This window comes from Actinomadura hibisca NBRC 15177 (assembly GCF_001552635.1).
GTDB classification, from domain to species: domain Bacteria; phylum Actinomycetota; class Actinomycetes; order Streptosporangiales; family Streptosporangiaceae; genus Spirillospora; species Spirillospora hibisca.
This window is the reverse complement of sequence record NZ_BCRO01000102.1, coordinates 1-22,472: the sequence shown is the minus strand read 5'-3', so window position 1 is coordinate 22,472 and position 22,472 is coordinate 1. Positions and strand designations below refer to the sequence as shown.

At 71.5% G+C, this 22,472-nt stretch carries 22 protein-coding genes and 1 riboswitch; of the genes, 9 read left to right on the top strand and 13 right to left on the bottom strand.

From position 1 onward, the window contains the following. Positions 1 to 50: 50 nt before the first annotated feature. Positions 51 to 1,208, top strand: coding sequence for a helix-turn-helix domain-containing protein (locus tag AH6_RS36250; RefSeq protein ID WP_067489433.1), 1,158 nt, complete (start codon positions 51 to 53; stop codon positions 1,206 to 1,208). A gap of 41 nt (positions 1,209 to 1,249) precedes the next feature. On the opposite strand, the gene AH6_RS36245 is transcribed toward AH6_RS36250, so the two are convergent. After that, positions 1,250 to 1,438 (bottom strand): DUF397 domain-containing protein, encoded by a 189-nt coding sequence (locus AH6_RS36245; protein ID WP_067489430.1) that lies wholly within the window; start codon positions 1,436 to 1,438, stop codon positions 1,250 to 1,252. After that, positions 1,435 to 2,241, bottom strand: a complete 807-nt coding sequence (locus AH6_RS36240; RefSeq protein ID WP_067489427.1) for a helix-turn-helix domain-containing protein — start codon at positions 2,239 to 2,241, stop codon at positions 1,435 to 1,437. Before AH6_RS36240 ends, AH6_RS36245 begins: the two co-directional genes overlap by 4 nt. A gap of 94 nt (positions 2,242 to 2,335) precedes the next feature. Between AH6_RS36240 and AH6_RS36235 the strand changes: the two genes are divergently transcribed. The 5 genes from AH6_RS36235 to galK all read left to right on the top strand — a co-directional run bounded on the left by AH6_RS36235 (position 2,336) and on the right by galK (position 6,117). Beyond that, positions 2,336 to 2,677 carry a hypothetical protein gene (locus AH6_RS36235; protein WP_157431936.1) on the top strand — a complete coding sequence of 114 codons (342 nt, stop codon included), beginning with the start codon at positions 2,336 to 2,338 and terminating at the stop codon, positions 2,675 to 2,677. After that, entirely contained in the window at positions 2,674 to 2,856 is a 183-nt protein-coding gene (locus AH6_RS36230; RefSeq protein WP_067489422.1) for a hypothetical protein, read from the top strand. Before AH6_RS36235 ends, AH6_RS36230 begins: the two co-directional genes overlap by 4 nt. A 273-nt stretch (positions 2,857 to 3,129) precedes the next feature. Next, positions 3,130 to 3,942, top strand: coding sequence for a methyltransferase domain-containing protein (locus tag AH6_RS36225; RefSeq protein WP_245679625.1), 813 nt, complete (start codon positions 3,130 to 3,132; stop codon positions 3,940 to 3,942). A 94-nt stretch (positions 3,943 to 4,036) separates the two neighbouring features. Continuing rightward, entirely contained in the window at positions 4,037 to 4,987 is a 951-nt protein-coding gene (galE, locus tag AH6_RS36220; protein ID WP_067489419.1) for a UDP-glucose 4-epimerase GalE, read from the top strand. Beyond that, entirely contained in the window at positions 4,984 to 6,117 is a 1,134-nt protein-coding gene (gene galK, locus AH6_RS36215) for a galactokinase (RefSeq protein ID WP_067489416.1), read from the top strand. The genes galE and galK overlap by 4 nt, the downstream gene beginning before the upstream one ends. 29 nt (positions 6,118 to 6,146) lie before the next feature. On the opposite strand, the gene AH6_RS36210 is transcribed toward galK, so the two are convergent. The 7 genes from AH6_RS36210 to AH6_RS36180 all read right to left on the bottom strand — a co-directional run bounded on the left by AH6_RS36210 (position 6,147) and on the right by AH6_RS36180 (position 16,322). Continuing rightward, the gene (locus AH6_RS36210; RefSeq protein ID WP_157431935.1) at positions 6,147 to 6,986 is read right to left on the bottom strand and encodes a DUF11 domain-containing protein; all 840 of its coding nucleotides are present in this window, start codon (positions 6,984 to 6,986) and stop codon (positions 6,147 to 6,149) included. 101 nt (positions 6,987 to 7,087) lie between these two features. Continuing rightward, the gene (locus AH6_RS43135) at positions 7,088 to 9,751 is read right to left on the bottom strand and encodes a hypothetical protein (RefSeq protein WP_083983815.1); all 2,664 of its coding nucleotides are present in this window, start codon (positions 9,749 to 9,751) and stop codon (positions 7,088 to 7,090) included. Next, positions 9,748 to 11,514 (bottom strand): HSP90 family protein, encoded by a 1,767-nt coding sequence (locus tag AH6_RS36200; RefSeq protein WP_067489410.1) that lies wholly within the window; start codon positions 11,512 to 11,514, stop codon positions 9,748 to 9,750. The genes AH6_RS43135 and AH6_RS36200 overlap by 4 nt, the downstream gene beginning before the upstream one ends. A gap of 277 nt (positions 11,515 to 11,791) precedes the next feature. After that, positions 11,792 to 12,148, bottom strand: coding sequence for a hypothetical protein (locus tag AH6_RS36195; protein ID WP_157431934.1), 357 nt, complete (start codon positions 12,146 to 12,148; stop codon positions 11,792 to 11,794). Positions 12,149 to 12,429: 281 nt separating this feature from the next. After that, complete coding sequence (locus AH6_RS36190; protein WP_067489405.1) at positions 12,430 to 13,419, bottom strand: malate dehydrogenase; 990 nt, start codon at positions 13,417 to 13,419, stop codon at positions 12,430 to 12,432. 250 nt (positions 13,420 to 13,669) lie between these two features. Then, on the bottom strand, positions 13,670 to 15,892 hold the full coding sequence (locus AH6_RS36185) for an NADP-dependent isocitrate dehydrogenase (RefSeq protein ID WP_067489401.1): 2,223 nt from the start codon (positions 15,890 to 15,892) through the stop codon (positions 13,670 to 13,672). A 112-nt stretch (positions 15,893 to 16,004) separates the two neighbouring features. After that, complete coding sequence (locus tag AH6_RS36180) at positions 16,005 to 16,322, bottom strand: DUF3017 domain-containing protein (RefSeq protein ID WP_067489398.1); 318 nt, start codon at positions 16,320 to 16,322, stop codon at positions 16,005 to 16,007. Positions 16,323 to 16,536: 214 nt separating this feature from the next. Between AH6_RS36180 and AH6_RS36175 the strand changes: the two genes are divergently transcribed. Beyond that, positions 16,537 to 17,253: an FHA domain-containing protein gene (locus AH6_RS36175; RefSeq protein ID WP_067489395.1), complete on the top strand. Its 717-nt coding sequence runs from the start codon at positions 16,537 to 16,539 to the stop codon at positions 17,251 to 17,253. A 99-nt stretch (positions 17,254 to 17,352) separates the two neighbouring features. On the opposite strand, the gene AH6_RS36170 is transcribed toward AH6_RS36175, so the two are convergent. After that, entirely contained in the window at positions 17,353 to 18,207 is an 855-nt protein-coding gene (locus AH6_RS36170; RefSeq protein ID WP_067489392.1) for a bifunctional methylenetetrahydrofolate dehydrogenase/methenyltetrahydrofolate cyclohydrolase, read from the bottom strand. Between the two features lie 48 nt (positions 18,208 to 18,255). Further along, positions 18,256 to 18,342: riboswitch (ZMP/ZTP riboswitch) on the bottom strand. 99 nt (positions 18,343 to 18,441) lie between these two features. On the opposite strand from AH6_RS36170, the gene AH6_RS36165 reads away from it, so the two are divergent. Further along, positions 18,442 to 19,035 (top strand): GNAT family N-acetyltransferase, encoded by a 594-nt coding sequence (locus AH6_RS36165; RefSeq protein WP_067489389.1) that lies wholly within the window; start codon positions 18,442 to 18,444, stop codon positions 19,033 to 19,035. A gap of 1 nt (position 19,036) precedes the next feature. Here the strand turns inward: AH6_RS36165 and AH6_RS36160 are convergent, their stop codons facing one another. The 3 genes from AH6_RS36160 to purN form a co-directional block, all read right to left on the bottom strand. Further along, positions 19,037 to 19,216, bottom strand: coding sequence for a hypothetical protein (locus AH6_RS36160; protein ID WP_067489386.1), 180 nt, complete (start codon positions 19,214 to 19,216; stop codon positions 19,037 to 19,039). Positions 19,217 to 19,460: 244 nt separating this feature from the next. After that, positions 19,461 to 21,041: a bifunctional phosphoribosylaminoimidazolecarboxamide formyltransferase/IMP cyclohydrolase gene (purH, locus tag AH6_RS36155; RefSeq protein WP_067489383.1), complete on the bottom strand. Its 1,581-nt coding sequence runs from the start codon at positions 21,039 to 21,041 to the stop codon at positions 19,461 to 19,463. Further along, positions 21,004 to 21,675 (bottom strand): phosphoribosylglycinamide formyltransferase, encoded by a 672-nt coding sequence (gene purN / locus AH6_RS36150; RefSeq protein WP_067489380.1) that lies wholly within the window; start codon positions 21,673 to 21,675, stop codon positions 21,004 to 21,006. Before purN ends, purH begins: the two co-directional genes overlap by 38 nt. Before the next feature lie 193 nt (positions 21,676 to 21,868). On the opposite strand from purN, the gene AH6_RS36145 reads away from it, so the two are divergent. Then, positions 21,869 to 22,387, top strand: a complete 519-nt coding sequence (locus AH6_RS36145) for a DUF4190 domain-containing protein (protein ID WP_067489377.1) — start codon at positions 21,869 to 21,871, stop codon at positions 22,385 to 22,387. Positions 22,388 to 22,472: the final 85 nt, after the last annotated feature.

Genomic DNA, 22,472 nt, shown 5'->3' with positions numbered 1-22,472 from the left:
ACTCGCCGAGCCCCTGAGAAACCACCCGGCCGGTCCTTACGCTGGACGGTATGAGTACGCCGAGCCTGGCGGAACGCCTCCGGTCCGTACGCAAGCGACGTGGGTTCTCGCAGAAGGAGCTCGCGCAGTCATCAGACGTCTCCCTGTCCCTGATCCGCAAACTTGAGCAGGGCGAACGCGAGGACACCCGGCTGGAGACCTTGCGCAAGCTGGCCAAGGCGCTTGAGATCTCGACCTCGGACCTCATCGTCCGGCCCGCGCAGGAAGAGGTGACGGCGGACCGCTGGGCTCCGGTGCGGGACGCGCTCCTCCGGAAGAACGGCCAGCCTGAAGAGACCCCTACCCCGCAAGGGGTGCTCAGCGCGGTGGAGGCGGCGGAACCTCTGTTCACGGAGAACCGGTACGCCGAGCTGGGCGCGCTGCTTCCCTCCCTCCTTCGGGACGCCGAAGCCCTGGGTCGGCCGGGGCGGCGGGTTCGGTCACGGGTCCTGCACCTCGCCGGACTGCTTCTGGTCTCGACCCGCCAGTTCGACGCGGCCGAGATCGCGTTGCGGCGGGCGCTGGACGACGCGCCGGGCAGGCTGGAAGAGGCGGCGATCCTCAACACCCGGTGTTGGCTGCTGATGCGGCGCGGAGACCTGGCGGGGACGCTCGACCTGGCCGCCCGTTCCGCCGACGAGATCGAGCCCCGGATCTCCCGCGCGACGCCAGAGGAACTGGCGGCGTGGGGCGGGCTGCTGCTGCGGGTCTCCACGGCCGCATCCCGCAACAACGAGCCGGGCGAGGCGTCGGACGCGCTGAGGTTCGCCCAGGCCGCCGCCGTCACCCTAGGAGACGAGTGGGCGCCGCCTTCCGATCCCTTGCGGACGTTCGGCCCCATCGCCGTGGCCACGCGCCAGGCCGAGAACTACATGATCGAGGACAGGCCGGACCGGGTGCTGGTTCTCTCGCAAAGAATCCCTAGGACGGGCTTCCGGGCCAGAGCCTCCAGCCGCAACCGGCACCGCTTGGACGTGGCCAAGGCGCACATCCAGCTCAAGCAGCACACCGAGGCGTTGGAGATCCTCCAGGAGATCCGTGCGATCAGCCCGGAGTGGATCGTCAACCAGCGCATGGCCCGCGACATCCTCGGCAAGACCGTGGCCAGGCGACGGACGCTCACGCCAGAGATGCGGGAACTCGCCGATTTCCTTGGCCTACAGCCCTGACCTGCGCACACAGACCGGGGCTCTGGGCCTAATTGCCCAGATCAGGCAATCTGCTCGTCCCGCTTCACGCGGGCAACGAGCTCAGCGAAGCTCTCAGCCGAGAGCGACAAGTGGCCGGCCTCGGGAGCCTTCGAGTCCCGCACACCGACGAGGTCACTCAGTCGGGCGAGCTCAACACAGTTCTCCTGACCCGAGTTGGCGCTGCGGCTGGACTTACGCCATGTAGTCACTGTGGCCCTTCGATCAGTTCCTGCAGTCTGACGCGGGTGGCCTCCGGCGAGAGTGCCCGCCCGCTGGTGCGATCAAACGCAACGGTGAGTCTACGCAGGTCGGCTGTCTCCGTCACCAGTGTTCCACGAGCCGGGTTCTCGAGAAACCCCACCTCTCTTTGGGGGGTGCTGAAGAGATAGAAGTCCCCTTCAAGTCCTACTTGGAGACCTGCGTCGATGGGCACTAGGCGGAGCGTGACGTGAGGCAGCTCCCCCACCTGGAGAAGTCTTTCGATCTGTCCACGGCGCAGATGCCCGGGGACGATGAGCAGGGCTACTTCTGAGAGGAGGACGGAGACGTACGGTGGACCCTCGCGGGTGAGGACGGCCTGCCGTTCCATCCGCAGCGCCACCTGCCTTTCGACATCCGTCACGCCCGCCATGATGAACGCTTCGCGCGCGTATTCGGGGGTCTGGAGAAGGCCGGGGATGAAGGCCACGCCGTTGATCCGGGCTACGTGCGCCATCGCCTCATACTCGACTACAGCGAGGAACTCCGCCGGGGCTTGCATGGTGTTGGCGTAGTGGTGAAGGGCTTCGAGCAGCCCTCCCGTCCTCCACTCGGAGTCGAGGATGCGGAGAGCTTCGACGGGCGGATGGTTCCTTTCGGCCTCCCAATTCGAGACCGTCTTGTGGTCGGCTTGGACCAGACCGCCAACCGCAGCCTGGGAAAGACCGCGCTGCTTGCGGAGTATCCGCAGTTGGGAGGCTAGAAGAGACCAGAGCCCGGCCATCGGATCGACTGACTCAGCGGTGGTTGCCATTAACCCTCCGTGACCCTCGTTCCTCTCGCGAGACATGGCCAAGCTAACGCGGTGGGGTCACGCTTGTCTCAGGTACGAGAGAACGGGGACGGCGATGAGCTTCGACAAACCACGACACGCGGCGGGCATGGTCGATCAGCCCTTGCCGTCCGGCCAGCGCAGGGCCTTCCTGGAGGTCCTGCGGCAGGTGATCGGAGAAGACCGGCCGGGGTTGCGGGCGGAACTGGCGGTGCGGGCGGGCTGCCTGGCGCTGTTCGTCGTCAACGCCGACAACATCACCTACCGGGCCGACGTGGGCTGCGACTTCGACCGCGTCGAAGGCTGGTCGTTCACCTGGGCCGCCGACGGCCGCACGATCAGCCCCGTCGCCGATCCGCGTGGGGCGGCCGAAGCCATCGCTCATGCTCTCCGCGTCCATGCAAAAGAGCAGGCATGACCACGGCCTCGCAGACCTCGTTGCGGCTGGCGGCCGAGGTCGTCAAGGCCGCCTACGAGGAAGCCCTTCGACGGCACGGGATGTTGCCCAGCACCATCACTCTGATCAGCAGTTATGCCGAAGACAACCTCACCGCCTTGCATGAGGAGCCCGACGAGGCTGCTCCGGGCGGTGGATAGCTCCTCCGGCCGGGCGGTGCGGGTGCGGGGTCCAAGGCGCACCCTTCACCCGCCACTGTTCCCCCGGTGGCCTCGCAGGGAGAGGCCCGCCCGGCCGGAGGCTTTCACGGAAGGATCGAAACCGATGGGCAAGCACCGGAAGGGTGCGGACTGCTCCGCCTGTGACGGTAAGGGCGGCAAGTGGGTGTCGGACGACGGCAACCGGGTCTGGAGGCCGTGCGCGCTGTGCAACGGGACGGGGAAGCAGTGAACGTCCGCGAAGCTTTTGCGAGCGTGCCGCGGGAGCCGTTCATCCCGGACGAGATCTTCGTGCGGGACGCGTCCGGCGGGCTCGTGCCGTTGCACCGCCGTGACGACCCCGAGGAATGGCGGCGGCGGGTGGCGGCGGACGCGCCGGTCGTGACGCGGGTCGCGCCCGATCCAGCCCTTCCAGCGGAACTGTGCGACCCGGCGATGGGCAGAGGGATGGAGTCGACCAGTTCCAGCAGCGCCCCCTCCGTCATGATCCGGATGATCGAGGCTCTGGCGGTGCGGCCGGGGGTGCGGGTGCTGGAGATCGGTACGGGGACCGGGTACAACGCCGCCGTCCTCGCCGCGCTGGCCGGGCCGGACAACGTCGTCAGCGTCGAAAGCGATCCCGTGGCCGCGAGCCGTGCCCGTTCGGCCCTCGCCGCCGTCGGCGCGTCGGTGACCGTGGTCGTCGGGGACGGGGAACTGGGCTGCTTGGGCGAGGCTCCCTATGACCGGCTCATCGCCACGGCCTCCGCGCACACCATCCCCTACGCATGGGTGGAGCAGACGCGGCCCGGCGGGATCATCGTGGTGCCACTAGCCCCGACCGTTCATCCGGACTGGCCCTTGGCGGTGCTCCACGTCCATGACGACGGCACGGCCCAAGGACGGTGCGTGACTTCATCACCGTTCATGCCACTGCATAGCCAGCAGACGGCCGCCCAGGACATCCGGCAGGCCGAGCAGCGCTGGGAAAGGGCAGGACGTCCCGCGCTCACCCGCTACGGACTTACTGTCACGCCCGGCGGCCAAAGTGTCTGGGTGGATTCGCCGGACTCCCCTATCCACTCCTGAGGGCGAATTGGCTTCCTCTGCTGCCTTCACGTCTTGGTTCCGTGCTTCCGGATAGCCTGGGCGGACCCCGCCGTCCCTACATGGAGGTCCGTTCGTGAAGCTGCTCGTCACCGGAGGTGCCGGCTACATCGGCAGCGTCGTCTCGGCTCAGTTGCTGGACGCCGGGCACGAGGTGGTCGTGCTGGACGACCTGTCCACCGGGCACGAGGACGCGGTGCCGGCCGGGGCCCAGCTGGTACAGGGGACGCTGCGCGACGCCGCGTTCGGCGTCCTGGACGGGGCCGGGTTCGACGCCGTGCTGCACTTCGCCGCCAAGTCCCTGGTGGGCGAGTCCGTAGAGAAGCCCGGCCTGTACTGGGACAAGAACCTCGGCGAGTCGCTGGCTCTGCTGGACGCCATGCGCCGGGCCGGGGTGGACCGGATCGTCTTCTCGTCCACCGCCGCCACCTACGGCGAGCCGGAGTCCACGCCGATCCTGGAGACCGACCCCACGCGTCCGACCAACCCCTACGGCGCGTCCAAGCTGGCCATTGACGCGACGCTGACCGAGTTCGCGCGCCTGTACGGGATCGGCGCGGTCTCGCTGCGCTACTTCAACGTCGCCGGTTCGCACGGCGCGCAGGGCGAGCGGCACGCCGTGGAGACCCACCTGATCCCCAACGTCCTCAAGGTCGCGCTGGGCGAGCGCGAGTCCGTGCAGATGTTCGGCGAGGACTACCCGACCGCCGACGGCACCTGCGTCCGCGACTACGTGCACGTGATCGACCTCGGCAACGCCCACCTGCTCGCGCTGGACGCCTGCGAGCCCGGCCGCCACCAGATCTTCAACCTCGGCAGCGGCTCCGGCTACTCGGTCCGCGAGGTCATCGAGGTGTGCCGCGAGGTCACCGGCCACCCGATCCCGGCGGTGGTCAGCCCGCGCCGTCCCGGCGACCCGGCGGTGCTGATCGCCTCCTCGGAGAAGATCCAGTCGCAGCTTGGCTGGAAGCCGGAGCGGGACCTGCGCACGATGGTCTCCGACGCGTGGGCCTTCATCCAGCGGTGAGTGCCGGCGCTGCTTTCCACGAGGCGTACCAGCGGCCTCCCGAGGTCGTCTGGCACGCCCCTGGGCGGGTCAATCTGATCGGTGAGCACACCGACTACAACGACGGGCTGGTGTTGCCGTTCGCGTTGCCGCTCGGTGTGCAGGTCGCGGCGGCGCGGCGGGACGACGGGCTGTTGGAGGTCCGCTCGTTGCAGGCTGCCGGTGTGCCCGTCACGGTGCCGGTGGCGGGTGGTCCTATTCCGGCTGAGCAGAGCTGGGCCGCCTATCCGGCCGGGGCTGCGTGGGTGTTGCGCGAGTTCGGTGTGGGTGGCGCTTCGCTGTTGATCGACGCGGATCTGCCGCAGGGGGCTGGGCTGTCGTCGTCGGCTGCTCTGGTTTGCGCCACCTTGCTCGCCTTGTGCGATCTGTATGGCGTTGAGATCGAGCGGCCGGAGCTGGCGAAGTTGGCGCGGCGTGTCGAGAACGAGCATGTGGGTGTGCCGTCGGGGCTGATGGATCCCTCGGCGTCGCTGCTCGCCACGGCCGGGCATGCGCTGCTGCTGGACTGCCGGAGCGGGTTGTCGGGCAAGGTGCCTTTCGCGCCTGAGGACGCCGGGATGACGTTGCTTGCGGTGGATACCCGTGTCTCGCATGCGCTCGCGGGTGGCGAATACGCCGAGCGGCGTGCTGAGTGTGAGCGGGCTGCGGGTCTGCTGGGTGTCGAAGCGCTCCGTGATGTGAAGGATCTCGCCGGGGCGCTTGGATCGTTGCGCGATCCCGTGCTGCGGCGGCGGGTCCAGCATGTGGTTACTGAGAATCATCGTGTTGAGGCTGCGGCCGGGCTGCTGCGCGCGGGCGCGGTCGCGGAGATGGGTGCGATGCTCGTGGCGTCGCACATGTCGTTGCGCGACCAGTTCCAGGTGTCCTGGCCGCAGGCCGACGCGGCGGTCGAGGCCGCCATGCGGGCCGGGGCGCGCGGTGGACGGATGGTCGGCGGCGGCTTCGGTGGCTCGGTCATCGTGCTGGCGGCGACGGAGCGGGCCGATCGTGTCCGGGAGTCGATCGCGGCGGCGTTCGAGGGGCAGGGCTGGGAGGCTCCTGTTTTCCTGGAGGCGGCTCCCGCGAACGGGGCGCATCGGCTGCCAGCCTGACGGCGCTTGGCCTCCCCGGAGGCCAAGCGTCAGCGCAACTTCACCTGGGCCGTCGCCACGTTGTTCTCCGGGCTCCGCTCCCCCTGCGCCGACGCCGCGCTGACGGCGAAGTCCTGCGCGCGGGCGCGCAACGCGGGCTCGTGCCACACCACCGTGGCCTTCACCTTGCGCTGAGCCCCCTGCTTCAGGGTGCCCAGGTTGCACCGCAAGTACTGGTCGGCTCCTTGCTGACGCAGCACACGGCAGCGGTCCGCTGGGGCCGTGTGCAGGAGCGCCTTGTGCGCGCCCAGGTGCAGCACCACCTTGTCGGCGGTGCGCGGGCCCTTGTTCAGTATCGTCGCGGTCACGTTCATGGGCGCGCCGCGCATCGCCTTCGCCGGGGCCTTCAGGCGGACCGCCAGGTCCGTGCCCGGGGTCACCGGCAGCGCCACGGTGGCGGTGTCGTTGGTCGGGACGGGGTCGGTCGCCGTGGAGCGGGCCGTCGCCGTCACGCGCAGTGTGCCCGTCGCGTTCGGCTTCACTATCCCCAGGATGTGGATAGAGCGCGCGCGGCCGTCCGGGAGGCTGGGAAGCTGGCAGCGCAGCAGGCGGGTCTGCTCGGCGCAGGTGGTCTCGCCGGTCTCGACGATGGCCAGGCCGCGCGGAATCCGCATCGTCGCCGTCGGCTTCGGGGCGGTCATCGGGCCCGAGTTCCACACCGTGACCGTGAAGCCCACCACGTCGCCCAGGTTCGCCCGTTTCTGCGACGCCGTCACCGCCACGCCCAGATCGGCGGCGGACGGCTCGTGGGCGCGCCCCGGGGCCGCCGTCGTGAGCAAAGCCGCGCAAACGCAGCCGTGGGCGACCAGTACCCGGCGCATGGAAAGCATCAACCCCGTCGTGCGCGGGCGGCGCGACCGCCGCCCCTCATCCCCGTGTGCGCAACGGATTCTATTGAGCACACGGGGTGAGCAGCGGTCGCCGACACGCGTCAGGCCGACGATTGCCGGATCTCGTCGCGCAGGCCAGCAGCCGTTTCGGCGGGCCCGGTCTCGCCCAGGGCGGTGAAGCCTTCCACGGCCGTCTCCACGTGCTCCAACGCTTCCTGGTGGCGGTCCAGCGCGGCCAGGATGCGCGCCTGGTCGTAGGACACCAGCGCCGTCAGCCAGGTGCGGCCCTCCGGGTTGTCGGCGGGCAGCGCGGCCAGGGTGGCGCGGGACGACTCGACGGTCACCACGGCCTCGTCCGGCTGGCCGCTCCACAGCAGGCACATCGCCGCCCGCCGCCGGTTCTGCACGACGGCGTAGGAGTTGCCCGCCCGCTCGGACGCGCCGGCGGCCTCCAGGAACCGTTCGGCCGCCTGCGCGTCCATGTCCAGGCCCGTCAGCACCTCGGCCGACCGTTCCAGCATCTCGGCCGCCACGGCGGGTTCGGCGTCCTCGGCCAGGGACGCGAAGGTCTCGGCGGCCTCCGCCTCGCCCAAGCCCTGCTGCGCGTGCGCCAGGATCAGGCGGCAGCGGTGCACGTCGGCGGGGTCCTCCAGGCCGGGCAGCGCCTCCTCGGCGGTCTCGGCGGCCTCCAGGTGACGGCCGGACGCCTGGTACGCGGCGGCCAGATCCACGCGCGCCAGCACGGCCGGTCCGGGCAGGCCCGCGGCGGTGAACCCGGCGACGGCCTCCACCAGGTCGGGCACGGCGTCGGCGGCGCGTTCGGAGCCCAGCAGCAGCGTGCCGCGCTCCAGGTGCGCGCCCGAGCGCAGCGGCGTCCCGGCGGGCGCGTGGGCGACGGCCTCGTCCAGCGCGTCCAGAGCCTCCTTGAGGAAGGCGGCGTCCTCGCTGTGCGCGGCCAGGTGGTTCAGCACGCGGCTGAGCAGCAGGGCCGCCTGGGCCTGCTCAAAGCCGCCCTGACCTGAGGCGCGGAGCGCCTCCAGCGAGCGGCGCAACGCGGCGGTGCCGCCGTCCATGTCGCCGGTCTCCAGCAACACCTGGCCGCGCAGGAGTTCGACCTCACCCGCCTCCCAGTCGCCGTCGGGCCGGATGGCGTCCAGCACGGGCAGGGCGTCGGCGGCCTGGCCCCGGTGCAGGTGGGCGCTCGCCAGCCGCATCCGCATCCCTGTGGAGGAGCCGCGTTGGGCCGGGTGGGCGTCGTCGTAGGCCACGGCGGCGGTGAGTTCGGCGAGGCCCTTCTCTTCTTCGCCTTGGGCGAAGTGCGCCGCGCCCATGCGGGAGAGCGTGCGGTGCTGGAGTTCGGCCTCGCCCAGTTCGCCGAACCGGGTGAACGCCTCCTGCCACGCTTCCAGGGCGCTTTCGTGGTCGTTCTGCAGGGCGTGCTCGACGCCCCGGGCGTCCAGCCGTCGTGCTGCTTGCAGGGCGGTGGGCTCGACGGTCTCGGCCAGCTCGTCGAAGCGTCGCCAGGCCGCCAGGGCGCGCGGCACGTCGTCGGACGCGCGGCGCTTGTCGGCCGCGTCCAGCAGCGCGTCCAGGTCGTTCTCGGCAGCGAGGTCCGGGACCGGCGGCGCGGCGGGGACCGGGGCGGGGGTCGGGCGGCGGTCGTAGGCGGTCAGCGGGAGGTGGTCCAGGAGTTGGTCCGCCGCGAAGGTCGTCCGGATCAGGTCGCCCTGGTAGGAGGTGCCGTTGCGGGCGTCGAAGCGTGCCGCCAGCCGTTCGGCCAGCTCCGCCAGCTCCGCGCGCAGTTCCGGTACCGGCACCTCGGCGGCCGGACGGTCCGCGGTCGCCGGGCGGCGCACCGTCGCCGAGCCGTGCCCCGCCTCCTCGACCCGCCGCAGCACCAGCGCCGCGGCCGCCGCGAAGCACATCGCCGTGTACGGGCTCGGGGCGCGGTCCAGCCAGCCCAGATGCCGCTGGAGGATCTCCAGACCGCGCGCGTGGTTGCCGGTGCGCGCGCAGAACTCCAGGTGCTCGCCGATCTCGTGCAGGTCGGCGAGCTGGGCGCGGTGCAGCCGGTAGGCGCGCCGGTGCGCGTCGCGGGCCTGCTCGGGGCGGCCGGTGCGCAGGTACACCTCCAGCAGCGCCGTCAGGATGCCGTGCGGCTGCTCGGTGCAGTTGAGCTGGGCGTCCAGCACGGGCGCGGCGATCTCGAACGCCTCCTCGTACCGGCCGCGCAACTTCAGGTGCTCCACCATGCCGGTCGGGTCGCAGCCCGCGCAGTCCGACAGGTCGTCGCGCGGCGCGGCCACCCACTTGGCGTACCAGTGGTCGGCGGCGTCGAGGTCGCCCACGTGCCGCGCCACGATGTTGCGGTAGTGGTACACCGCCTGGAGGCTGTGGCCCCCGGCGAGATAGCGGCGCTCCATGTCGTCCAGCACCGCGTGGGTGCGGTCGAGCGGGATCTCCGGGAACGCCGTGAGCGCGCTCACCGTCGCCTTCATCTGCCACAGCAGGCTGAGGCCCTGGTCGAAGCGCGCCGGGTCGCGGTCGTGGTCGGCCAGCGTGCGGCTGAAGGTCGCGAACGCCTTGGCGGGCTCGCCGCCGTACCGGTAGGCGTTGGTCAGCTCCATCCGCACCCGGAACGCCAGGTGCTCGTCCCCGGCCGCCTCCGCGCGGCGCAGCGCGTCCTCCACCAGGACGGTGCGGGCCTCCCCGTAGGGCAGCTCGCCCGCCTGGGACATCAGGGCGTAGACGTCGTCGGTGCTCACGGGGTGGCCTCCGGGTCGTGCACGGCCCATTCCAGGAGGCCGAGGAAGGAGCGGTTCAGGACGGCGGTGTCGGCGGGGCGCAGGGGGTGGTGGCCCAGCAGCAGCGCCTGCCCGTACAGCGCCTGCACGGCCAGCTCGACCAGGCCGTCCTCGGTGAGGCCGGTGATGCGGCGGGCCAGCGGGTTGCGGTGGTTGAGGACGAGTTGCGGGCGGTCGCTGGCGGCGGCGCTGTCGAGCGCGCCCAGGACGTCGGCCCACAGGTCGTCGGCGGCCTCGCGGGCCTGGTCCAGCTCCTGCCGGTGCTGCGCGGCGCGGCTGGTCAGGTAGAGCGCGGGCAGCGACGCCGGGTCGAAGTCGCGGACCACGACCTCGCAGCCGAGCCGCTCGACGGCGCGTTGCGCGGCCGCCAGGAACGGCCGCATCCCCAGCTCCGCCCCGGGGTCGAGCACGCCGAAGTGGGTGGTCAGCTCGGCGGCGTCCAGGCGGGTCAGCCGGATGTCGGGGTCGATGTCGGGCAGCCGCTCGATGATGTCGGCGTCGTGGACGTAACCGCCGTTGACCAGGCCGACGCCCTGCGCGCCCGCGACGGCCGACAGGCGGCGGAACTCGTCCACGCTGGGGGTGAAGCGGGCCTCGCCGTGGCGGCGGCGGAACTCGGCCAGGGTCATCGGCCCGGCGGAGGTCTCGAAGTCGAGCCAGCGGTCCACGATGCGCAACATGTCGTCGTCCTGGAGCGCCATCGCCTTGACGCCGAGCTGGTGCAGGCTCAGGAAGCCGCGCAGCTTGGCGGGGTCGGTCTCCGACAGGCGCACCAGCCACTGGCGGATGCGCTCGCCGAGGGCCTGGCGGGTGGCGTCCAGCAGCTCGTCCTCGTAGAGGGCCTCGCGGCTGGCGGTGGGGCGCAGCTCCCCGGCGTCGACGACACAGCGGACGAAGAACGCCCACTCGGGCAGCAGGCCCTCCACGCTCTCGGCCAGCAACATCCGCTTGAGGTAGACGCGGTGCGCGGCGCGGGAGCTCGGCGACACGGCCTGCGGGAGGACGAACGCCACGCCGGTCAGGCCCGCCTCGGGCACGTCCAGGTCGATGACGTCGTAGGGCTCGAAGCCGTAGAGGCTCTTGCAGTAGGCGTCCAGGGCGCGGCGGCGGCGGGCGGGATCGGGGTGGGCGGTCTGCCAGGGCGGGCCGTCGCCGGTGACCGGGACGCCGTCCACGGTCAGCTCGACGGGCAGCAGCGAGCCGTAGGCGGCGGCGAGGTCGGCGACCACGGGCGGGCTGAGCAGCTCGGCCGCGCCCTGGCGTGGCCGCAGCGTGACGGTGGTGCCGGGCTCGTCGCGCTCCCCCGGCTCGACGCGGTAGCTGCCGCCGGACAGGCCCGTCCAGCGCACGGCGGGGCCGCCCTTGGCCGAGCGCGTGACGACCTCGATCTCGTCGGCGACCAGGAAGGCCGACAGCAGGCCGATGCCGAACTGGCCGAGGAAGTCGTGGCGCGCGAAGCCCAGCTCGTCGCGCTTGGAGGAACGGCCGATGGTGGCCAGCAACTGGTGGACCTCGTCCTCGGTGAGGCCGATGCCGTCGTCGTGCACGCGCAGCGCGCCGCCGCCGGTCTCGATCCGCACCCGGCCGCCGCCGCCGCGGGCGGTGATCGCGTCCACCGCGTTCTGCAGCAGCTCCCGCAGGTACACCCGCGGACTGGCGTACAGGTGGCGGCTGAGCAGGTCCACCACCCCGCGCAGATCGACTTGGAACGCCTGCTCGGCCACCCTCGTGCCTCCCCGTTCGACGACTCGGGGCAGCCTATCCGGGCAGTTCCGGCAAAGCAGCCGACTTACCGGCCGACCCGCCGCGCCGGGCCGACCGATCCACATAACCTATATCCCTACCAGTTTAGTTGCCGGGCGGGGTGGAATCCGGCCATTGAAGAGCGCGTCGTCGCAGATGGCAACGGGCCGCCGCCCCGAGGGGACGGCGGCCCGCGCGGCGTCGCCGGACTAGCCTCTCGGCGTCCGGCGCGCCGGACGTTCGCCGGGCTTCATCCGGCTACTTGCTCTGGCGTTCCATCCAGCCGACCAGCTTCGCCAGCATCTGGTTGGTCTCGATCTGCCCGGCCTTGAGGGCGTTGACGTCGCTCTTGAGCGTGTCCACGTCGCCCTTGAGCACGCCGACGTTGCTCTTGAGCGTGCTGACGTCGCTCTTGAGCGTGCTGACGTCGCTCTTGAGCGTGCTGACGTCGCTCTTGAGCACGCCGACGTCCACGGCCATGCGGTCGAACTTCCTCTCCAGCCGGCCGAACCGCTCTGCACTGCGCTGCTCGTACCACAGCTGGCGCTGGTCGCTCTCGTTCATGCGCTGCTCCAAGACCGCCACGCGGGCGGTCAAGCTCAGTTCAGCTCCCACGGATGTTGCTCCTGTGTTCGAAGTTACCTGTCCGAAGGGCCTGCTGGATGCAGAGAGTCGTTTGAGGTCTCCTCGCCCAACCCGCCTTGCCAGGACGGGAACGAGCGTGCGGCACACAGGTCCGCGAGCGTGTTCTGACGCCACGCGCCATTCACCACTGGACGACTCCGGGAGCAATCATCCCGAGCGTCACACTCCGTGTCAACGTGATCACAAAGATGCGGGAACGGGACGAGCCCCGGCCCTTGGCGGGCCGGGGCTCGTCGCGAGCAGGGTCAGGTTCAGATGAGGCCCAGCTTGCGGACCGCGTCGCGCTCCTCGGCCAGCTCGTTCACCGACGCGTCGATGCGGGCGCGCGAGAAGTCGTCGATCTCCAGGCCCTGGACGATCTCCCACTTCCCGCCGGAGGTGGTGACGGGGAAGGACGAGATCAGGCCCTCCGGCACGCCGTAGGAGCCGTCCGACACCACGGCCATCGAGGTCCAGTCGCCCTCGGCGGTGCCGTTCACCCAGGTGTGCACGTGGTCGATCGCGGCGGAGGCGGCGGAGGCGGCCGAGGACGCGCCCCGGGCCTCGATGATCGCGGCGCCGCGCTTGGCCACGGTCGGGATGAAGTCGTTCTCCAGCCACTGCTGGTCGTCCACCGTCGCGGCGGCGCTCTTGCCCGCGATCTCGGCGCGGAAGATGTCGGGGTACTGGGTCGCCGAGTGGTTGCCCCAGATCGTCAGCTTCCTGATGTCGGAGACCGACACGCCGGCCTTCTTCGACAGCTGCGCCAGCGCGCGGTTGTGGTCCAGGCGCGTCATGGCGGTGAAGCGCTCGGCCGGGACGTCCGGAGCGTGCTGCTGGGCGATCAGGGCGTTGGTGTTGGCCGGGTTGCCGACCACCAGCACCTTGATGTCGTCGGCGGCGCCGGCGTTGATGGCCTCGCCCTGCGGCTTGAAGATGCCGCCGTTGGCCTCCAGCAGGTCGCCGCGCTCCATGCCCTTGGTGCGCGGGCGCGCGCCGACCAGCAGGGCGACGTTGGCGCCCGCGAACGCCTTGGTGGCGTCGTCGAAGATGTCGACGCCGTCCAGCAGCGGGAACGCGCAGTCGTCCAGCTCCATGGCGGTGCCCTCGGCGGCCTTGACGGCCTGCGGAATCTCCAGCAGCCGCAGGCGCACGGGTACGTCCGCGCCGAGAAGCTGCCCGGAGGCGATGCGGAACAGCAGCGCGTAGCCGATCTGGCCCGCGGCGCCGGTGACGGTGACGGTGACTGGGGTGCGCGTCATAGCCTTCTTCATCTCCTGTGACCTGACGGGGCGCGATCGGCCTCATCCGGAAAACCCGCCCGACCGCCGAGCTCGAATGTCTCGGCGTCGAGATATTCCGCCTGCCAGGCTATCGCGCTCACGGCGTCGCGCCTTCGCCAGGTGCGGCCTTCGGCATGGCTGTTTCCTCACAAACGGCGAGGGCCGCCACGGAATCCCGTGGCGGCCCTCCGACGAGACCGTCCCTACACCGGACTGCCTCGCGCTACTTTCAGACGTTCAGGCTCGCCAGAGCCTCGTTGAACGTGGTCGACGGGCGCATGACCGCCGCCGCCTTCTCCGGGTCGGGACGGTAGTAGCCGCCCAGGTCCACCGGGGAGCCCTGCACGGCCAGCAGCTCGTCCACGATCGTCTGCTCCCGCTCGGCCAGGGCCGCCGCCAGCGGGCCGAACGCCGCCGCCATGTCGGCGTCGTCGTTCTGCGCGGCCAGCTCCTGCGCCCAGTACAGGGCCAGGTAGAAGTGGCTGCCGCGGTTGTCGATGCCGCCCAGGCGGCGGGTCGGCGACTTGTTCTCGTTGAGGAACGTCGCGGTGGCACGGTCCAGCGTGTCGGCCAGCAGTTGCGCCCGCGCGTTCCCGGCCGCCCGCGCCAGGTGCTCGAAGCTCGCCGCCAGCGCGAAGAACTCGCCCAGGCTGTCCCAGCGCAGGTAGTTCTCCTTGACGAGCTGCTGCACGTGCTTGGGGGCCGAGCCGCCCGCGCCCGTCTCGAACAGGCCGCCGCCCGCCATCAGCGGGACGATCGACAACATCTTGGCGCTGGTGCCCAGCTCCAGGATCGGGAACAGGTCGGTCAGGTAGTCGCGCAGCACGTTGCCGGTGACCGAGATGGTGTTCTCGCCGCGCCGGATGCGCTCCAGGGAGAGCTTCGCGGCCTCCTCCGGCGCCTTGATCTCGATGCTCAGGCCCGCGGTGTCGTGCTCGCCGAGGTACTTCTCGACCTTCTCGATCAGCACCGCGTCGTGCGCGCGGTCGGCGTCCAGCCAGAACACCGCCGGGTCGCCGCTGAGGCGGGCCCGGGTGACGGCCAGCTTGACCCAGTCGCGGATCGGCTCGTCCTTGGTCTGGCACATCCGGAAGATGTCGCCGGCCGCGACCGGCTGCTCCAGGACGGTCGCGCCGCCCGCGTCCACGACCCGCACGGTGCCGGCGGCGGGCACCTCGAAGGTCTTGTCGTGGCTGCCGTACTCCTCGGCCTTCTGCGCCATCAGGCCGACGTTGGGCACCGAGCCCATGGTCGCCGGGTCGTAGGCGCCGTTGGCGCGGCAGTCGTCGATGACGGCCTGGTAGACGCCCGAGTAGCTGGAGTCGGGGATGACCGCGAGGGTGTCGTGCTCCTGCCCGTCGGGGCCCCACATGTGCCCGGAGGTGCGGATCATCGCGGGCATGGAGGCGTCCACGATGACGTCGCTGGGCACGTGCAGGTTGGTGATGCCGCGGTCGGAGTCGACCATGGCCAGCTCCGGCCCCTCGGCCAGCTCCGCCTCGAACGACGCCTTGATCTCGGCGCCCTCGGGCAGCCGGTCCAGGCCGTTGAGGATCGCGCCGAGGCCGTCGTTGGCCGACAGCCCGGCCTTGGCCAGCGTCTCGCCGTACTTGCCGAAGGTCTGCGGGAAGAAGGCGCGCACCACGTGACCGAAGATCACCGGGTCGGAGACCTTCATCATCGTGGCCTTGAGGTGCACCGAGAACAGCACGCCCTCGTCCTTGGCGCGGGCGATCTGCGCGGTCAGGAACTCGCGCAGCTCGGCTACTCGCATCACCGAGGCGTCCAGTACCTCCCCGGCGAGCACGGGTACCGACTCGCGCAGCGTGGTGACGTCGCCCTCGCCGTCCACCAGCTCGATGCGCAGCGAACCGTCGGCGGCGGCGACGGCGGACTTCTCGCTGGTGCGGAAGTCACCGGAGCCCATGGCCGCCACGTTGGTCTTGGAGTCGGCCGACCACGCGCCCATGCGGTGCGGGTGGTTGCGGGCGTACTGCTTGACGGCGGCCGGGGCGCGCCGGTCGGAGTTGCCCTGCCGCAGCACCGGGTTGACGGCGCTGCCCTTGACCTTGTCGTAGCGGGCGCGGACCTCGCGCTCTTCGTCGGTCGCGGGCTCGTCGGGGTAGTCCGGCAGCGCGTAACCCTGCTGCTGCAGCTCGGTGATCGCCGCCTTGAGCTGCGGGACCGAGGCCGAGACGTTCGGCAGCTTGATGATGTTGGCGCCCGGCGTCTCGGCCAGCCCGCCCAGCTCCGCGAGGGCGTCGCCGACGCGCTGCTCCTCGGTCAGGTGCTCGGGGAAGGAGGCGATGATCCGTCCGGCGAGGGAGATGTCCCGGGTCTCCACCGTCACCCCGGCGGTCGAGGCGTAGGCCTCGATCACCGGCAGGAACGAGTAGGTCGCCAGGAGCGGGGCCTCATCGGTGTGCGTGTAGATAATCGTCGCGTCGGTCAACCGGACACTCCCTTACATCTGCGGCGTCATTGCTCGATATCAAGATATCTGGTGTCCGACCCCGGCCCCACCTCGGCGCGGGGCCCCTCGCCGGCGGCACGGCGGCCTCGCGCTACTTGCTGGGGACGACCCAGGCGGCGACGGCGATGGCGACGGCGAACCCGGCCATCGTCGCGACGTCCAGCCACTTCTTGCGCGTCTCCAGCATCCCGACCTGGCTCGGCGGCAGCACCAGGCGCGCCAGCGCGCCGAACAGCACCGCGGCCGCCATCAGGCCCGATCCCTTGCGGAAGTAGTCGAGCGCGCACAACACCAGGCCGCCGGCGACGCCGGCCAGCACGATCAGGTAGGGAAGCTGCCCCAGCCAGTGCGGCGCGGCACCGCGGCCTCGGGGCGCCCGGCGCCGTCGCCGGTGCAGTTCAGTGCTCATGATCTATGCTCACGGCCTCGCTCCGCTTGCGGTCTCCGCCTCCACGGTAGTGGACGGCGAAAGCAGCGAGACCCGGACGGGAGGGACAGAGCGGACAGCCGAGAGCCCTGAAACCCCTTCCCCCACTGGGCTACTCGCCGGTAAGCGTGTGTGGCCCGCGACCCGCCCGGGTAACCCGTCGGACAGGGGTCGCTAACTAGCTGGGAGGACTGCCGTGGAGGGGCCGTTCATGCGGATCGAGGACAGCGGGCTGGTGATGCCGTTGCGCCCCGACGTCACGACGGTCGGTCGAGGGAGAGGAGTGGACATCCGTCTCGACGACCCGAGTGTGTCCCGTTTGCACGCAGAGATCGTTCGGCGCGGCCCGTACGTGTACGTCGTGGACATGGGGTTGTCCCGCAACGGGACCCGTGTCAACGGCCGGCCGATCGCCCGCCGTGTCCTGGAGGACGGTGACGTCGTGAGCTTCGGCACGGCGCGCTGCCGGATGGGGGGAATCCCCCGCGAGGAGGTCGATCCCGACGTCGAGCTGCGGCGCGCCGTGGCTCCCGAGCTGACCCGGCGCGAGGTCGACGTGCTGACCTCGCTGTGCCGGCCCGCCCTGTCGGACGAGGCGTTCGTGGCCCCCGCCACGGCCCGCGAGATCGCCGGTGATCTCGTGGTGACCGAGGCGGCGGTCAAGCAGCACCTGCTGCGCCTCTACCAGAAGTTCCGCATCCCGGAGGGCGCCAACCGCCGTACCCGCCTGGCCAACGAGGTCATCGCGATGGGCCTGGTCCGGCCGCTGCCGCCGGTCCACGTCCCGCAGCAGAGCAGCCGGCCGTCGGTGGACGGCCGCGCCACCCAGGAGATGCGCCGCACGCCGGGCGCCAACCACGCCGCGCCGGGGCACGTGACCCGTCCGGCGGCGGCGGGGCGCCGGGCGAGCTGACGGTGTGATCCCGCCGCGTCCCCGAACGGCAGCGCGAACGGGGGCGCGGCGGGATCCGGCCAACGCGGGCCGGGTCGTGCCCGTCCCGCGCGGCCGTCGTCAGACTCCGGCGGCCTTCTCGGCGGCCTCGACGACGTTGGCCAGCAACATCGCCCGCGTCATGGGGCCCACGCCGCCGGGGTTGGGCGCGACCCACCCGGCGACCTCGGCCACATCGGCGGCCACGTCGCCGGCCAGCTTGCCGTCCACGCGCGACACGCCGACGTCCAGCACGGCCGCGCCGGGCTTGACCATGTCGGCGGTGATCAGGCCAGGCACCCCGGCGGCGGCCACGACGATGTCGGCGTTGCGGACGTGCGCGGCCAGGTCGCGGGTGCCGGTGTGGCACAGGGTGACGGTCGCGTTCTCGCTGCGCCGGGTGAGCAGCAGGCCGAGCGGGCGGCCGACGGTGATGCCGCGCCCGATCACGGTGACCTCGGCGCCCTTCAGCGGCACGTCGTAGCGGCGCAGCAGCGCCACGATGCCCTTGGGGGTGCAGGGCAGCGGGGCCTCCTCCATGAGCACGAGGCGGCCGAGGTTGATGGGGTGCAGGCCGTCGGCGTCCTTGAGGGGGTCGATCAGCTCCAGCACGCGCTGCTCGTCCAGGCCGCGGGGCAGCGGGAGCTGCACGATGTAGCCGGTGCACTCGTCGTTGGCGTTGAGGTCGGCGACCGCGCGCTCGACGTCCTGCTGCGTGGCGTCGGCGGGCAGGTCGTGCCGGAAGCTCTGGATGCCGACCTCGTCGCTGTCGCGGTGCTTCATCTTGACGTAGGCGTGGCTGCCGGGGTCGTCGCCGACCAGGACGGTGCCGAGGCCGACGCGCACGCCCTTGCCGCGCAACACCTCGACCCGCGCCTTGAGATCGGCCCGGATCTCGGCGGCGGTCGCCTTCCCGTCCAGGATCTGTGCCGTCATCGGTACCTCCGCGCTGTTGTTCACCGGGGACGAGCCCGCGGCTCGGTTCCCGGCCACCCAGGCGCGCGGCGTGCCGGACTGCTTCGCTCCCCGGTGGTCGGTCCCACCTTGACCGCGCCAGTCGCGTCGGGCCCATGCTAGCGGGCGGGCGCGGGACGGCCGTGAAGTGGTTTCCGGGAAGCGCGCTTAAGTGGCCCTGTCAGCAGGCCACTTGGGCTTCCTAGGCTGGTCGGCATGACCGACGCCTGGTTCGACCGCCCCGTCCTGACCGGCCGTCACGTGCGGCTGGAGCCGCTGTCCGCCGAGCACGCCGAGGGGTTGTTCGCGGCGGGCAAGGACCCGGGCGTGTGGACGTGGCTGAACGAGCCCCAGCCCGGCGACGTCGCCGGTATGCGGGCCCAGATCGACGCCGCGCTGGCCGCCTGCGAGCTGCGCGAACGGCTGCCGTGGGCGCAGATCGACGTGGCGACCGGCGAGGTGGCGGGCACGACGTCCTACTACGCGATCACCCCGGAGCATCGGGGGGTGGCGATCGGCCACACGTGGCTGGGGACGCGCTGGCACCGCACCGGCCTCAACACCGAGGCCAAGCTGCTGCTGTTGGGACGGGCGTTCGACGGGCTGGGCGCGATCCGCGTGGAGTGGCACACCCACGTGCGCAACGAGCGGTCGCGGCAGGCGATCCAGCGGCTGGGCACCACCTTCGAGGGGGTGCTCCGCAACCACCGGATCCGGGCGGACGGGAGCCTGCGCGACACCGCGACCTACTCGATGATCGACTTGGAGTGGCCGGAGGCACGCGCGGCGCTGCGCGCACGGCTGCGCTGAACTACTCCTGGTCGGCGCGACCGCGCCAGGCGATGATCCGGTCGGTCCCGTGCCAGCCGACCTGCGCGGCCAGCACCGCCGCCAGCACGGCGGCGGCCAGGCCGATGATCTGACGTGCCTCGGTGAACAGCGTCATCGTCTGCACGATCGAGCTCAGCAGCAGGGTGACCAGCGGTTCCATGGAGCCTCCGTACGCCTAGGCGGTGCTCGCGCACCGCAGGGGCGGGCGCAGGGAATGGGAGTCGGGCGGCGATTGCCTGGAGTCAAGGCGAGACCAAAAGACCTTGACCTCGCCGAGGCTACCAACGCCTAAACGTAAAACCGCCCAAGATTTACAAAACCACCCGTTCGGGCTACTTACTCCCTGGGCACGGACGAGCCCGGCCCCGCAGGCGGCGGGACCGGGCTCGGCGGCGTTCGGATGATCAGTGGAAGAAGTGCCGCACCCCGGTGAAGTACAGGGCGATCCCGGCCTTCTCGGCGGCGGCGATGACCTTGTCGTCGTTCACCGACCCGCCCGGCTCGACGATGGCGCGCACGCCCGCCTCCGTCAGCACCTCCAGGCCGTCGGGGAAGGGGAAGAAGGCGTCGGAGGCGCCCACCGACGCCGGCGCCCGCTCGGTCCCGGCGCGGGTGACCGCGAGGCGGGCCGAGTCGACCCGGTTGACCTGGCCCATGCCGACGCCGGTGGTGCCGCCGTCGTGGGCCAGCAGGATCGCGTTGGACTTGACCGAGCGGCACGCCTTCCAGGCGAACGCCAGGTCGCGCAGGGTGGCCTCGTCGGCGGCGGTGCCGGTCTTCAGCTCCCAGGTGGCCGGGTCGTCGCCGGGGGCGTCCACGCGGTCGACGGTCTGGAGCAGCAGGCCGCCGTCCACGCGGCGGAACTCCACCTCGCCCGCAGGGCCCTCGGGGCAGCGCAGCAGCCGGATGTTCTTCTTCTGGGTGAGGATCTCCAGCGCCGCGTCCTCGAAGTCCGGCGCGACCAGGACCTCGGTGAACACCTCGGCGACCTGGCGGGCCATCTCGGCGGTGACCGGGCGGTTGACGGCGATCACGCCGCCGAACGCCGACACCGGGTCGCAGGCGTGCGCCTTGCGGTGCGCGGCGGCCACGTCGTCGCCGACCGCGATGCCGCACGGGTTGGCGTGCTTGATGATCGCGACGGCGGGCTCGGCGAAGTCGTGGGCGGCGCGGCGGGCGGCGTCGGCGTCCACGTAGTTGTTGTAGGACATCTCCTTGCCGTGGAGCTGCTCGGCCCCGGCCAGGCCGCCGCCCGTGCCGTCGGTGTAGAGGGCGGCGCGCTGGTGCGGGTTCTCGCCGTAGCGCAGCACGTTCGAGCGCTCCCAGGTGGCGCCCAGGAAGTCGGGCCACTGGGCGTCGGCGGCGACCTCGTCGGGCGCATAGGTCCCGGCGTACCAGGACGCCACGGCCACGTCGTAGGACGCGGTGTGCGCGAACGCCTGCGCGGCCAGCCGCCGCCGCTCGTCCAGCGTGAACCCGCCCTCGCGGACGGCGTCCAGCACCTGCCCGTAGGCGGCCGGGGACACCACGACCGCGACGCTGGCGTGGTTCTTGGCGGCGGCGCGGACCATGGTGGGGCCGCCGATGTCGATCTGCTCGACGCACTCGTCCGGCTTGGCCCCGGAGGCGACGGTGTCGGCGAACGGGTACAGGTTCACCACCGCGAGGTCGAACGGCTCCACGCCCAGGTCGTCGAGCTGCTGGAGGTGGTCGTCCTTGCGCCGGTCGGCCAGCAGCCCGGCGTGCACCTTGGGGTGCAGGGTCTTGACCCGGCCGTCCAGGCACTCGGGGAATCCGGTGAGCTTCTCCACCTTCATCACCGGCACCCCGGCGGCGGCGATGCGGCCCGCCGTGGACCCGGTGGAGACGATCTCCACCCCGGCCTCGTGCAGGCCCCTGGCCAGCTCCTCCAGGCCCGTCTTGTCGTACACGCTGATCAGCGCGCGCTTAATCGACACCCGACTCACCGGTCGAGCTCCCCTCATCGTCTGCGGACGTGTTGCACGTGCGGCACTTCATGGAGACCCGCCTGCCTCGGGCGGTCCAGCCATCGCGGGCCAGGCGTCCCACGACGTCGACCAGGAGCCGGCGCTCCACCTGCTTGATGCGCTCGTGCAGGGAGTCTTCGTCGTCATGCCAGCCCACGGTGACCGTTTCCTGGGCGATGACGGGTCCGGTGTCCACGCCTTCGTCGACGAAGTGCACGGTACAGCCCGTCACCTTCACGCCGTACGCCAGGGCGTCCCGCACGGCGTGCGCGCCCGGGAAGGACGGCAGCAGCGCCGGGTGGGTGTTGACGGTACGGCCGCCGAACCGCGCCAGGAACCGCGGTCCGAGGATCTTCATGAACCCCGCCGACACCACCAGGTCGGGCTCGTGCGCGGCGACGGCCCCGGTGAGCGCGGCGTCCCAGGCGTCCCGGTCGGGGAAGTCGCCCACGCGCACGGTGAAGGCGGGCAGTCCGGCCTCCTCGGCGCGGGCCGTTCCGGCGATCTCGCCGCGGTCGGCGCCGACGGCCACCACTTTCGCCCCGTAGGCTGGATCTGCGCACGCGTCGAGCAGCGCTTGTAGGTTGGTCCCCGCGCCGGAGACGAGGACGACGAGCCGGGCGGACACCATGACTCCCTGGTAACGGTGGGGTGTAGGGGTTGGGCCGCGGCGTCTGGCGCCTGGCGGCAGGACGAAGCCTATCCGGCCTGCTCGTCGCACCCGACCGAGACCGTGCGGACGGCACGGCACGGCGGGCGCGCAGCACGGCGCATGACAGCCGACCCGGCGCACGAGGCCGGGCCGACACCGCAGGAGGAGCCACGTGAGCGAGCAGCCGGGCCAGGGCGAGGGCGGCAGCGGAGCCCGACCGGACGTCCCCAACGGCGTGGGCGCCCCCGAGCGCCCGCCGGCCTACCAGCAGCCGGTCCCGCCGCCGGGCCCGGCCGGGCCCGACGCCTCCGACGGCGCGGGGCGGCGGTCGTTGTGGCTCGGCGTCGGCGGCCTGGTGGTCTCCCTGTTCTTCTGGCCGCTGGGGCTGGTGCTGGACATCGCCGCCGTCGTGATCGGCACCAAGGCGCGGCGGAAGGCGGCGGCGGTGCGCGGCCGGGCCCCGGGCGCGACGGCGGGCATCGTGACCGGCGCGATCGGCACGCTGCTGGGCGCGCTGGCGCTGATCATGGCGGTGGTGATCCTGCCGGAGACCAACACCCGCACGCAGTGCCTGGACAAGGCCAACACCCTGTCCGAGGAGAAGGTCTGCGACGAGACCTACATGCGGGACCTGGAGGAGAAGTTCGGCCTGCCCAAGGGCTCGATGGACCGCTACTCCGGGATGTTCTAGGGCCTGTCTCAAAGGCCTCAGCCGTCGCGCGAGTGCCTAACTGGCCCGGCGGGGCGAAGCCGAAGGCGAGTCCCGCCGGGCCAGA

Bases quoted from the DNA above. Each gene is read 5' to 3' on its own strand.
- AH6_RS36250 (WP_067489433.1), top strand. From the start codon at position 51: ATGAGTACGCCGAGCCTGGCGGAACGCCTCCGGTCCGTACGCAAGCGA.
- AH6_RS36240 (WP_067489427.1), bottom strand. From the start codon at position 2,241: ATGGCAACCACCGCTGAGTCAGTCGATCCGATGGCCGGGCTCTGGTCT.
- AH6_RS36235 (WP_157431936.1), top strand. From the start codon at position 2,336: ATGAGCTTCGACAAACCACGACACGCGGCGGGCATGGTCGATCAGCCC.
- AH6_RS36230 (WP_067489422.1), top strand. From the start codon at position 2,674: ATGACCACGGCCTCGCAGACCTCGTTGCGGCTGGCGGCCGAGGTCGTC.
- AH6_RS36210 (WP_157431935.1), bottom strand. From the start codon at position 6,986: ATGCTTTCCATGCGCCGGGTACTGGTCGCCCACGGCTGCGTTTGCGCG.
- AH6_RS36190 (WP_067489405.1), bottom strand. From the start codon at position 13,419: ATGACGCGCACCCCAGTCACCGTCACCGTCACCGGCGCCGCGGGCCAG.
- AH6_RS36180 (WP_067489398.1), bottom strand. From the start codon at position 16,322: ATGAGCACTGAACTGCACCGGCGACGGCGCCGGGCGCCCCGAGGCCGC.
- AH6_RS36170 (WP_067489392.1), bottom strand. From the start codon at position 18,207: ATGACGGCACAGATCCTGGACGGGAAGGCGACCGCCGCCGAGATCCGG.
- AH6_RS36165 (WP_067489389.1), top strand. From the start codon at position 18,442: ATGACCGACGCCTGGTTCGACCGCCCCGTCCTGACCGGCCGTCACGTG.
- AH6_RS36160 (WP_067489386.1), bottom strand. From the start codon at position 19,216: ATGGAACCGCTGGTCACCCTGCTGCTGAGCTCGATCGTGCAGACGATG.
- purH (WP_067489383.1), bottom strand. From the start codon at position 21,041: ATGAGGGGAGCTCGACCGGTGAGTCGGGTGTCGATTAAGCGCGCGCTG.
- purN (WP_067489380.1), bottom strand. From the start codon at position 21,675: ATGGTGTCCGCCCGGCTCGTCGTCCTCGTCTCCGGCGCGGGGACCAAC.